Origin of the sequence: Acinetobacter sp. TSRC1-2 (genome assembly GCF_049895885.1) — a bacterium.
In the GTDB taxonomy this organism is placed as follows: domain Bacteria; phylum Pseudomonadota; class Gammaproteobacteria; order Pseudomonadales; family Moraxellaceae; genus Acinetobacter.
Genome location: NZ_JAFCTF010000001.1, coordinates 506781 through 519400 on the forward strand (window position 1 = coordinate 506781; position 12620 = coordinate 519400).

The window sequence follows — 12620 nt, forward strand, 5'->3', positions numbered from 1 at the left end:
TCTTATTATCAGTAAGATTTCGTAATCGTTAACTCATCTTATTACTTTTAATATAAAAAATTTATAAACGTTATTATTCACAATATTGTTTTATATTTTAATTTTTTATACATATTCGCCGCTATAATGTTATTTTTTTTAGCATTTAACCAATTAAACAATAAGATACAATTTAAACTTATTTCTAATCATTTCAATAAGCAACCAAATATTTCTTAATATTAATTAATAAAAAATTAAATAATTAAATAATTAATTTATATATATTTTTTAATTTATTACAACTTTACATAAAAATAAAATAAATTTACGTAATTTACAAAAGATTTTAATTTATTTCTTATTTTTTAACAAATATGTGATTTATTTTTCAATTTTACGTTCTCTTTCAAACAATGAAACACTAATAAAAAATCATAGCTAGAATATAAATATTAAATCCAATACCTGCTAAACATTTGAAAAAATAAAATAAATATTAAAAAACAAATTTATATGGCTTTCTTATAATAAAAATATTGGCATAACTGTTATTTATTTTATTGTGTTTATTTAATTCAAAGATTTTCTTCACCGTAAGTAAATGTACTTACTTTAATTCAGTATGTAATATTTTGAGAATGATTTTTTATAAATCATTCTGCGATCTCAATTAGTAAATTAATTAAAAAAAATATAAAACAAATAGTAATTTAATTTTAAGTTTTAAGTTTTAAGTCTCTACTTAAAAAGTGTATATTAAATAAAACTCATATTAAATATGTAAAAACCAAAAAACAATTTATGTGAAATTGAATATTTTTGAGTTGTATTTATTTTTTATACATAAAAAATTTAATCTTAAAATATCAAACCTATAGTTTGATTCAATCGCACCTATACCATAATAATTTTATTAACATTTAATATTTACTCCATCCGATTCAACAAGCCATTTTTCACTTGATATAACTGACCATCTCCAAAATCAATTTGTTGTTTTTCTCCATGTAATTTTGGAAATCCCACGATCTTTTCAAGTTGTGGTGAGCGTTGAAACTGTTGAGTTTTAGGATTATACATCCAGTAAATATAACGCTTATCTTGAATAGTGTGTTCCTCTGAAATATCTGACAACACAATGTCATAATATCCATCGAAATTAACATCCATATAACCGATACTTTTCGGAAATGCGGTAAATCCTGTCAGAGTTTGTACAACATTATTATTATTTTTATTCACTATATCTAAGCGTTTGAGTAACGAACCATAGGGCTGGTTAATATCTTCTAGACCATAAAATTTAAAAATGAAATTTGGTTTATCAGAAACTTTTATCGCAGGCTCAAACTGAATAGATTTTCCTAAAGTACCATCACCTTCAGTAAACATCGCCTTAAGATCACCACTATTGGCATTAAGTATCCCTGATAATTGATAAGTCTTATTTGTTATATTTCCAGAATCAGCATCAACAGATTTTAAATTCAGCTGATCCCCTTTTTGCAATCCTTTTAAATTGATTGTCTGCTCTTCAACAAGATCATATAGCGTGGCATGTGGATTCCAAATACCTGCATATAAGCTGAGGAAATATCTTCCATCACTCGAACGCAACATGCGTTGCATGGAAACACGAACATTATTGAGTGGTTTGTATTCTGGAGTGTGTAAAACTGTTTCAGCAGTACTTAAGTTAGAAAAAGCCAACGCAGCAATACAAATCAATAATTTAGTTTTCATTGTTCAGCACACTCATTAATGCGGAAAATTATGAGTACTGTATCACAAAAAAACCGCTCAATTGAGCGGCCTTTTTGTATCCTAAAAGCAAAAAGAAAATTTAGTTTTTCTCTTTGTCTAGGATTTTTTTGCTTGAATTCAAGGTATGAGCGAATTCAAAGCACTGCTTTGAATGAAGCGCAAGGAGGAAAAGCACAACTTTGTATAAAAAAAGCCTCTGTTATAAAACAAAGGCTTTTTGACTTAGAAATTGGAACTTAGTTCTTTTCTTTGTCTACGATTTTGTTCGCTTGAATCCAAGGCATCATAGAACGAAGTTTGTTACCTGTTACTTCGATACCATGTGCAGCATTTTGACGGCGACGTGCAGTCATAGATGGGTAGTTCAACGCACCTTCTTGGATGAACATTTTCGCATATTCACCAGACTGGATACGTTTAAGGGCATTACGCATCGCTTCACGAGACTGTTCATTGATTACTTCAGTACCGGTTACATATTCGCCGTATTCAGCGTTATTCGATACAGAGTAGTTCATGTCAGCGATACCGCCTTCGAACATCAAGTCAACGATCAATTTAAGTTCGTGCAGACATTCAAAGTAAGCCATTTCAGGTGCATAACCTGCTTCAACCAAAGTTTCGAAGCCCATTTTAACCAATTCAACCGCACCACCACAAAGTACTGCTTGCTCACCAAAAAGGTCAGTTTCAGTTTCTTCACGGAATGAAGTTTCGATGATACCTGTACGACCACCACCTACGCCTGAAGCGTAAGAAAGCGCAACGTTACGTGCATTACCAGACGCATCTTGGTGAATCGCGATTAAGTCCGGCACACCTGAACCACGTTGGTATTCAGAACGTACTGTATGACCTGGTGCTTTAGGCGCAACCATGATTACGTCTAAGTCAGCACGTGGTACAACCTGGTTATAAAGAATAGAGAAACCATGCGCAAACGCTAAAGTTGCGCCTTGCTTGATGTTTGGCTCAATCACGTCACGGTAAAGTGAAGATTGGAATTCGTCTGGAGTCAAGATCATTACTACGTCAGCTTGAGCAACTGCAGCAGGAACTTCAGCAACTTTAAGACCTGAATTCTCAGCTTTTTTCCAAGAAGTAGAATTAGCACGTAAGCCTACAGTTACGTCAACGCCAGAGTCTTTAAGGTTAAGCGCATGTGCATGACCTTGTGAACCGTAACCGATGATCGCTACTTTTTTGCCTTGGATGATAGATAAGTCACAGTCTTTATCGTAAAAAATTTGCATTGCTGTCTCCGCTTAAATGCTTTTGTTTCCTTTTATCCAAGTCTATGATTTTATTAGTATTCATTGACTTGGAAACTCACCTACAAGATGAGCAGAATGTGTGAATAAAATTAAAATCTGTTAGACGGTTAAAACTTTTTCGCCGCGTGCGATGCCTGAAACACCAGAGCGTACCACTTCAAGAATGGTATTTTCCGCTAGAGCATCAATAAAACCATCTAGCTTTTCAGTGGTTCCGGCAATTTGAATGGTATAGGTGGTCGGTGTTACATCGACAACTTGAGCGCGAAAAATATCTGCCGTACGTTTGATCTCTGCACGTGCTGATCCAAGTGATTTCACTTTAATCAACATCAGTTCACGCTCAATATGCGCACCTTCCGACAAATCTACAACCTTTACAACCTCAACCAGCTTGTTGAGCTGTTTGGTGATTTGTTCAATTTTATGATCATCACCATAAGTGGTCAGGGTCAAACGCGACATGGTTGGATCTTCAGTCGGTGCCACGTTCAAAGTCTCAATGTTATAACCACGTTGAGAAAATAAACCCACCAAGCGAGAAAGCGCACCCGCTTCGTTTTCAACGAGTACAGAAATTATGTGTCTCATTTTGTGCGCTCTCCTTTTCCTAACCACATATCTTTCATAGACTGACCAGCAACCAGCATTGGATACACATGCTCTGAACGATCAACCATGACATTGATGAATACGCATTTATCATTGATTGCCATTGCTTCTGCAAGCTTAGACTCAAGCTCATCTGCATGGTCAATTTGAATACCGACGTGACCGTATGCTTCCATCAATTTGGAAAAATCTGGCAATGAATCTACATAAGAACTTGAATGACGGCCTTCGTAGTTCATATCCTGCCACTGTTTAACCATACCTAGAGCACGGTTATTCAAGCAGAGAATTTTTACATTTAAGCCATATTGCTTACATGTCGATAATTCTTGGATACACATCTGAATCGATGCTTCACCGGTAATACACACCACTTGCTGATCCGGGAATGCGAGTTTCGCTGCCATGGCATAAGGCAAGCCCACCCCCATAGTGCCTAAACCGCCTGAGTTGATCCATTGACGTGGACGTTTGTATGTATAATAGTTTGCACCAAACATTTGATGCTGACCTACGTCTGAAGTAATGATGGCTTCACTGTTGGTGATGCGATCAAGTGCTTCAACCACCTGTTGTGGTTTCATTACACCATCAACGCCTGCTTCATAACGCAAGCCATGTACTTTGCGCCATTCATTGATTTGAGACCACCATGCAGCAATCGCTTCAGGATTTGGCTTAGAAACATTCATTTGTTTCAATTGAACCAACATCTCTTGTAGTACAGGTTCTACTGCACCCACGATTGGAATATGCGCCATGATGGTTTTTGAAATCGTCGCTGGGTCGATATCAATATGAATTACTTTGGCATTTGGACAGAATTTTGCTGGATTGTTGGTTACACGGTCATCGAAACGCGCACCGATACACAAAATCACGTCTGCATTGTGCATGGTCATGTTGGCTTCATAAGTACCATGCATACCCAACATACCAATAAACTGCTCATCATTACCCGGGAACGCACCTAAGCCCATAAGGGTATTGGTTACTGGGAAATTGAGAAGATGTGCAAGCTCTGTCAGTAACTCAGATGCATTACCCTGAACTACACCACCACCACTATAGATGACTGGACGTTCAGCACTAACCAATTCTTCAATTGCTTTACGGATTTGACCTGAGTGACCACGATGCGGTGGCTGATACGAACGCATTTTCACTTTTTCAGGATATTCGTAAGCGAATTTTTCTGCAGGATTGGTTGCATCCTTAGGAATATCGACAACCACAGGGCCTGGACGACCTGAAGACGCAATATAAAATGCTTTTTTAATAATTCCAGGAATTTCACTGGCATGACGCACTTGGAAACTATGTTTCACGATTGGACGAGAAACGCCAACCATGTCTGTTTCTTGGAATGCATCTTCGCCAATTAAATGTGTTGCAACCTGACCCGACAAAATCACCATTGGGATTGAGTCCATATATGCGGTTGCAATAGGCGTTACTGTATTGGTTGCACCTGGACCTGATGTGACGAGAACGACGCCCGTCTTACCTGTTACGCGTGAATAGGCATCTGCCATATGACCAGCAGCTTGCTCATGACGCACGAGGTAATGATTGATTTTGTCTTGTTGAAAGAGCGCATCATAAATATGTAGTACTGCGCCGCCTGGGTATCCAAATAAATGTTCAACGCCTTCGTCCGCCAATGCGCGAACGAGCATTTCACCACCAGATAAAAGTTCCAACGTGATTCACCCTAATCTTTTCACTAACAAATGGAGGGCATTTGTAGTGGTTAATTCATTAACTGTCTGCACTGTTATAGCACACAAATTTCATAGTTTTCATAGCAATAGGAAAAAAATCTGACCTGACTGCTGTTTGAGCAATATGAGGTCTAAAACATGTTGGGATAAACACATTTTGTTGGCTTTGTTCAGCTTCTCGGCTAGAGAAGAAGTCCATTGCTAAAATGACGCTGATTCGAAGGGTGATCAAATCAACGCATATAAAACTACAGTCAGCATTTTTGTGGTTTCGACTATTAAAGTCAAGTTTAAAAATTAGCTTTTTCCTGATTATTTACAGACCGTCTGTTTTTTAAGCTTTATAAGTGATTTTACAGTTTATTTGTTTATTGAGGATTTAATGAGAAAAACCAGTCACTTCACTACACCTGACAATTTAGTAATAAAAAAATATTATAAATTAAATAAATAATTTTAATGTATTGCGGTTTTTCAGATTTATCTTTCACAATAAAAATTTAAAATGATGCTGTCATTTGCCCAATATTTTGTCTTTATTTTCAGATTAGCTGCACTACTCAAAAGATCATAAATCAATCAACACAGAAAAGCTTATATTTAGAAAAGTACTGCCAAAATGAAATATGTTCGTGTAGAACTCAACTAACCATATCATTCGTCAGCTTATCTTTTTTTCTGCAAATAAATGAAAATCATATAAAATAGAAAACATAGAATGTGACTATATTTTACACTTTACAACTGACTGATTATTATAGGAACTTGTTCATTATGTCATCATCTTTCATTAAAACTGGATTCATGGCTGCATGCGTTACCTTCAGTCTAAGTTCAACTACTGGCTTTGCCAAAGAATATTATAAATGGGTCGATGCAAAAGGTTCTACGCATTATACCAGCACTCCCCCGCCAAAATCGGCTAAGAAAAAAGGGAAAGTTGATACCTATGGTGTTACTCGTTCTTCAACGCCTAGCCAACCGGCACCTGAAAATATCAAGACCATAGAACAGCCGACTCAAAATACCACCATAGTGTCAGGCGAAAAAGTTATTGTTTTACCGCCACCCACTACAGCGCCAGTTATCCCAGCACAACCTGATACGGATACTTCAGCACCTGCCGCACGATGACCGATTTGGCTATATAAATTCAACTGCTAATATTTATCCAAAAACTTCGATATTTTTCTTATTTATCCATTGCCGCAAAATTCACTTTTAGGTGCATTTTGCGCTATGCTGTGCAACAAACTTTTAACCGTTGTTCTTAATTACGTTTATGACTACTCACATTGACCCTGAATATCAAGCTAGTGCGATTGAGCCAAATGTCCAACAAGACTGGGAAACTCGCAAAGCCTTTAAAGTTGCCGATACTGTAGAAGGTCCACATCGTTATATCCTCTCGATGTTCCCTTACCCAAGTGGCAAGCTGCATATGGGTCATGTGCGTAACTATACGATTGGTGACGTGATCAGCCGTTTCCACCGTTTAAAAGGTGAAACTGTACTGCAACCTATGGGTTGGGATGCGTTCGGTCTTCCTGCAGAAAATGCAGCGATTGCCCATCAAGTTGCTCCTGCAAAATGGACTTTTGAAAATATTGCATACATGCGCGATCAATTGAAAAAGCTTGGTCTTTCAGTCGATTGGGATCGCGAATTTGCAACCTGCACGCCAGAGTATTACCACTGGGAACAATGGTTATTCGTACAACTCTATAAGAAAGGTTTGATTTATCGCAAACTTTCAACAGTGAACTGGGATCCAGTTGATCAAACCGTTCTGGCAAATGAACAGGTTGAAAATGGTCGCGGTTGGCGTTCAGGTGCATTGGTTGAAAAACGTGATATTCCAATGTATTACTTCCGCATCACTGACTATGCACAAGAATTACTCGACGATCTAGATTCATTGAAAGACGGCTGGCCGCAACAAGTGTTGACCATGCAGCGTAACTGGATTGGTCGTTCACAAGGTATGGAAATTACTTTCCCTTCAGCAAATCCAGAAATCTATGCCGATGATTTAACGGTTTATACCACACGTGGTGATACCTTGATGGGTGTAACTTATGTTGCGGTTGCGGCTGAACATCCAATGGCACTGAAAGCTGCTGCCCTCCAATCAGAAGCAGGCAACCCTGAATTGGCTGCATTCATTGAAGAATGCCGTATGGGTTCTGTTGCCGAAGCGGATCTTGCGACTGCTGAAAAGAAAGGCATGGCAACAGGTCTTTCTGTTAAGCATCCGGTGACTGGTGAAGCTGTTCCAGTCTGGATTGCCAACTACGTATTGATGTCTTACGGTTCAGGTGCGGTGATGGCAGTTCCATCACACGATGAACGTGACTTCGAATTTGCCAACAAATACGGTTTAACCATCAAGCAAGTGATTGATGCCAAAGGCGCAGATGATGCAGACTTTGACTCAACCCAATGGCAAGAATGGTACGGCTCGAAAGAAGGTAAATTGGTCAACTCGGGTGAGTTTGACGGTTTAGATTTCCAGGGTGCATTTGATGCGTTCATTGCAAAATTAGAACCACAAAATCTGGCAAATACCAGAGTTCAGTTCCGCCTACGTGACTGGGGTGTTTCGCGTCAGCGTTATTGGGGTTGTCCAATTCCAATGATTAACTGTGAAACTTGTGGTCAGGTGCCTGTACCTGAAGAACAACTTCCAGTGATTCTTCCGACTGACGTGGTTCCTGATGGTTCAGGTAACCCGCTGAACAAAATGCCTGAATTCTATGAAACGACTTGCCCATGCTGTGGCGCAGACGCTCGTCGCGAAACAGATACCTTGGATACTTTTGTAGAATCTTCTTGGTACTACGCGCGTTATGCCTCTCCAGATTTTACTGGCGGTATGGTTAAACCCGAGGCTGCACAATCTTGGCTTCCGGTGAACCAATATATTGGTGGCGTTGAACACGCGATTCTGCACTTGTTATATGCACGTTTCTTCCACAAGTTAATGCGCGATGAAGGCGTGGTACAAGGCAACGAACCATTTACCAACTTGCTTACTCAAGGGATGGTACTTGCAGATACCTTCTACCGTGAAGCGGATTCAGGTAAGAAAACCTGGTTTAACCCAGCGGACATCGAGTTAGAAAAAGACGAAAAAGGTCGCGTTCTTTCAGCAAAATATAAAGGTGACGGTCAAGAAGTTGTGGTTGGCGGTCAAGAGAAAATGTCGAAATCGAAAAACAACGGTATCGACCCGCAAGCGATTATTGACCAATACGGCGCAGATACTGCACGTGTATTCATGATGTTTGCTGCCCCGCCTGATCAATCTTTAGAGTGGTCTGATGCTGGTGTTGAAGGTGCAAACCGTTTCTTGAAACGTGTATGGCGTTTGGCGACAGGCTTCCTTGAAAAAGGCAATAGCGCTGCAGCTATTGATAAAGCAAATTTATCAAAAGATGCGCAAGATTTACGTCGTAAAACGCATGAAACCATCCAAAAAGTCGGTGATGACCTAGAACGTCGTCATGCATTTAATACGGCTATTGCAGCGATGATGGAATTATTAAATGCCAATAACAAGTTTGAAGCGAAAGATGATAATGATGCTGCTGTAGCACGTGAATCCATCACTACTCTTCTGACTTTGTTAGCGCCATTTGCACCTCATTTAAGTCAAACCTTATTGACTGAATTTGGCATTGAGTTAACCACTGCTTTATTCCCGATCGTGGATGAATCTGCGTTAACCCGCAATACCCAAACGATTGTGGTTCAAGTAAATGGTAAACTTCGTGGTAAATTAGAAGTGTCTGTCGATGCATCGAAAGATGACATCTTGGCGCAAGCAAAAGCATTACCAGAAGTTCAACAATTCTTGACCGGTCCAACCAAGAAAGAAATTGTTATTCCAAATAAGTTAGTGAATTTGGTGGTTTAGATTCCTTAGGTTCCCCCTCCTCTCAGGAGATGAGAAGCATTGCTTCGCAAGGGGAGAGGTACTTATTTTAAAAACCCCTCGTCCTCTTGCGGAATATATTCCTCATCCCTGAACCATATATGGCGCAAGAGAAGGAACTTTTCTTAAGGATTAAACAATTCCCAAACAAAGCCCGTTGCCAGCCAACGGGCTTTGACTTTACAATCAACTCAGAAATTCATTTACCCATCTTTGGGATAAACAGAGGAATAAGCATGCATTTAGTTCAACGTGTTGCAGCGGTTGTATTAACTTTGAGTCTAAGTGCCAGCTTAGTCGGGTGTGGTTTTCATCTAAAAGGGACTAACCCGACCACGGTCCCTGTTGCATACTCAAAAATGAGTTTAGTCCTTCCAAATAACACAGAAGAATTACACGAAAAACTTGCCATTTACTTGGGTGCAACCGGTATACAACTCAGCAATAATCCAGATGCTTATGTGCTACATGTACTCGAGTACACGCCTCAACGTCATGAACTAAACGGTAAATTGGTTGAAACCTTGCTTCGCTTAACTGTGACTTTCCGTATTGAAGATGCGCAAGGTAATCCTGTTACTGAACCACGTACCCTGACCGCTTCACGCAGCTATCAATATGACGTCGCAACCGTAAACACCGATGACCAAGAACAAAAATATCTCAATCAAGTTATTGTTGATGATATTGCACAACAAATTGTGCGTCAGATTTCATCCAATCGTTTACCGAAAGTCGTGACCAAACCAGCAGCTTCAACCACCCAACCTTAAAAATAGAAATTAAGCGCTATGAAACTTGACTACCCTCAAGCATTAAAACGTGTTGATGAAGCTCGCGGTGCCTGGATTATGTATGGTCAAGAGCCATTGCTTGAGCAAAACTTACTGGATGCTTTTCGAAAAAGCTGGCATAAACAGGAAATTGAACGTCAACGCTATGACATTAACAATGTCAGCGACTGGAAAACTGTCTTTAATGCTTTAAATAGCTTATCGCTTTTTTCTAATCAACTTGCCATTGAAGTGCATGGCAACATCAAGCCGGATGCGAATGGCATCAAGCAACTGAAAAGCTATATTCAGCACAATGAACAAAACCTGTTGCTTGTGGTCATGCCCAAACAGGACAGCAGCAGCTTAAAATCGAGTTTCTTCCAAGTGGTAGATGCCAACGGTGTCACTGTTCCCCTCACAGCCAATTATTCACAAGACCGACAACGAATTTTAGGAATTGAGGCAGAAAAGCTCGGGATTAAACTCGCCAATGATGCGTGGCAGTGGCTTGAACAGCATCATGAGCACAACTTGCTCGCAGCCAAAAATAGTTTAATGCGCGTCAGTGATACTTTTGCCGATGTCGATATTATCCAGATTGAGCATTTGTATTCATGTTTACAGGATCAATCCCGCTATACCACCTACGACTTAAATGATGCCTTGCTTGCCGGAAATCTGGCTCAGGCAATTAAAATTTTTCAATATTTAATTGCTTCAGGTGAGCCGATGAGTCTGATTTTATGGAGCATCAGTAAAGAAATGCGCTTACTGATGCAGCTGTTTGAACAACCGCAAAATGCCTTGCAACTCGGGATTTGGAAAAATAAAGTCAGCCAATATCAACAGGCTTTAAGACGACTGAACCCAAATAACTTTTTAACTTGGCCTTCGTTGCTATTACGTATTGATGCATCCATTAAAGGCCTGGGAAAAGAGAATCCCGAACATCTGGTCTTGCAGGCCATTAGCAGCATGTGTGGTCAAAGTTTATTTGCAGAATAAAGCCAAATGCTGACTGTTTGGCTGGTTGTTTTCAGACTTAATGCTTAACTTTTAAGATCTTGTGCAATCAAAAAAATTGAGTCTACACATAAAAATTTGTCCAAGGAATCAATAACAATTCTCATTTATTATTAAAAAATTCACGTTTTATCCTCTTTTAGCTTTTATAATCCATTCAATTCTCTCAATTTACACGCTCACTATGCCAAAAATAAAACCGTCCAAAATAGTTGTAGCGGTGGTCTGTATTCTTGCTATTGCAGTCACCGCCTGGTTTTTCTTAAAACCAAAAGAGCAACCGCCGCAATACATTACTAGCGAAGTCAGCCGCGGCGACATTGAAGACTCAGTACTTGCAACAGGTGTACTTGAAGCCACCAAAATGGTTAGCGTTGGTGCGCAGGTTTCCGGTCAGGTGAAAAAAATGTATGTGAAATTGGGCGACCAAGTGAAACAAGGTCAACTGATTGCTCGAATTGATTCAATTCGTCAGGAAAATGATCTTAAAACGGCTGAAGCGAGTATTAAAAATCAACAAGCACAACTCGCAGTCAAGCAGGCTAATTTGGCGAAAGTTCAAGCTGAATATCAACGCCAGCAAGCCATGTATGCACAAGATGCAACTTCACGCGCTGAACTCGAATCAGCATTGGCAAGCTATAAAACAGCTCAAGCTGACATTCTGGCGATTAATGCACAAATTGAACAATCTCGCTTAACCTTGGCTACCGCCAAAGAAGATTTGGGCTATACCCAGATTGTTGCGCCTATGGATGGCACCATTGTGGCGATTGTGACCGAAGAAGGTCAGACCGTAAATGCCAACCAAAGTGCACCGACCATTGTTAAATTGGCCAAACTCGACACTATGACCATTAAGGCTGAAATTTCAGAAGCCGACGTGATGAAAGTTGAAGAAGGACAAACCGTTTATTTCACCACCTTGGGAAATAGCGACAAAAAACATTATGCAAAACTACGCCAGGTAGAACCTGCACCGAATTCAATTAATACTGAAACCAATAACAGCTCAACTTCGTCTTCAAGTTCTGCGGTGTATTACAACGCCTTATTTGATGTACCGAATGAAGATGGCAAGTTACGTATTGATATGACGGCACAGGTTTATATCGTGCTCAGTGAAGCAAAAAACACCTTAACAGTTCCTGCAGCGGCCTTACAAAGCTCAAACCATCCTCAAGGTAAACGCGGTGACCGTAATGCAGACAAAGCCAAAGAACAAAAACCAACGGATACAGATCAAGCTAAAACTGAACGTCCAAAACGTCTGGAACTGTCTGCTGAAGAAAAATCACTGATTGAACAAGGTAAAGCCTCTATGTCAATGGTTCGCGTAATTCAGGCCGATGGTACTGCAAAACCGCAACCTGTCTTGGTCGGTTTAAATAACCGTGTAACCGCTCAAGTAATTAAAGGCTTGAAACAAGGTGACAAAGTGGTGATTGCAGATGCTTCCGATACCTCGAATGATTCTGCAAAACGTAGTAACCGTGCTGGCGGTGGTGCTGGTCCAATGAGAATGTAA

At 39.6% G+C, this 12620-nt stretch carries 10 protein-coding genes; 6 read left to right on the top strand and 4 right to left on the bottom strand.

All coding sequences use genetic code 11. The annotated features are described in order from the left end of the window. Positions 1 to 909 precede the first annotated feature (909 nt). The gene (locus tag ACP69Y_RS02385; protein WP_425915820.1) at positions 910 to 1725 is read right to left on the bottom strand and encodes an XAC2610-related protein; all 816 of its coding nucleotides are present in this window, start codon (positions 1723 to 1725) and stop codon (positions 910 to 912) included. Positions 1726 to 1755: 30 nt separating this feature from the next. On the opposite strand from ACP69Y_RS02385, the gene ACP69Y_RS02390 reads away from it, so the two are divergent. Further along, complete coding sequence (locus ACP69Y_RS02390; RefSeq protein ID WP_425915822.1) at positions 1756 to 1986, top strand: hypothetical protein; 231 nt, start codon at positions 1756 to 1758, stop codon at positions 1984 to 1986. Here the strand turns inward: ACP69Y_RS02390 and ilvC are convergent. The 3 genes from ilvC to ACP69Y_RS02405 all read right to left on the bottom strand — a co-directional run bounded on the left by ilvC (position 1983) and on the right by ACP69Y_RS02405 (position 5335). After that, positions 1983 to 2999 (bottom strand): ketol-acid reductoisomerase, encoded by a 1017-nt coding sequence (gene ilvC, locus ACP69Y_RS02395; protein WP_425915824.1) that lies wholly within the window; start codon positions 2997 to 2999, stop codon positions 1983 to 1985. The genes ACP69Y_RS02390 and ilvC overlap by 4 nt on opposite strands. 120 nt (positions 3000 to 3119) lie before the next feature. After that, on the bottom strand, positions 3120 to 3611 hold the full coding sequence (ilvN, locus tag ACP69Y_RS02400; RefSeq protein ID WP_425915826.1) for an acetolactate synthase small subunit: 492 nt from the start codon (positions 3609 to 3611) through the stop codon (positions 3120 to 3122). Then, the gene (locus ACP69Y_RS02405) at positions 3608 to 5335 is read right to left on the bottom strand and encodes an acetolactate synthase 3 large subunit (RefSeq protein WP_425915828.1); all 1728 of its coding nucleotides are present in this window, start codon (positions 5333 to 5335) and stop codon (positions 3608 to 3610) included. Before ACP69Y_RS02405 ends, ilvN begins: the two co-directional genes overlap by 4 nt. A gap of 795 nt (positions 5336 to 6130) precedes the next feature. Between ACP69Y_RS02405 and ACP69Y_RS02410 the strand changes: the two genes are divergently transcribed. The 5 genes from ACP69Y_RS02410 (at position 6131) to ACP69Y_RS02430 (ending at position 12620) form a co-directional block, all read left to right on the top strand. Then, positions 6131 to 6490 carry a DUF4124 domain-containing protein gene (locus ACP69Y_RS02410; RefSeq protein ID WP_425915830.1) on the top strand — a complete coding sequence of 120 codons (360 nt, stop codon included), beginning with the start codon at positions 6131 to 6133 and terminating at the stop codon, positions 6488 to 6490. 148 nt (positions 6491 to 6638) lie between these two features. Then, positions 6639 to 9275 carry a leucine--tRNA ligase gene (gene leuS, locus ACP69Y_RS02415; protein ID WP_425915831.1) on the top strand — a complete coding sequence of 879 codons (2637 nt, stop codon included), beginning with the start codon at positions 6639 to 6641 and terminating at the stop codon, positions 9273 to 9275. Between the two features lie 254 nt (positions 9276 to 9529). Continuing rightward, positions 9530 to 10066, top strand: coding sequence for an LPS assembly lipoprotein LptE (lptE, locus tag ACP69Y_RS02420; protein WP_425915833.1), 537 nt, complete (start codon positions 9530 to 9532; stop codon positions 10064 to 10066). An 18-nt stretch (positions 10067 to 10084) separates the two neighbouring features. After that, positions 10085 to 11074 carry a DNA polymerase III subunit delta gene (gene holA / locus ACP69Y_RS02425; protein ID WP_425915835.1) on the top strand — a complete coding sequence of 330 codons (990 nt, stop codon included), beginning with the start codon at positions 10085 to 10087 and terminating at the stop codon, positions 11072 to 11074. A 202-nt stretch (positions 11075 to 11276) separates the two neighbouring features. Next, positions 11277 to 12620, top strand: a complete 1344-nt coding sequence (locus tag ACP69Y_RS02430; protein ID WP_425915837.1) for a MacA family efflux pump subunit — start codon at positions 11277 to 11279, stop codon at positions 12618 to 12620.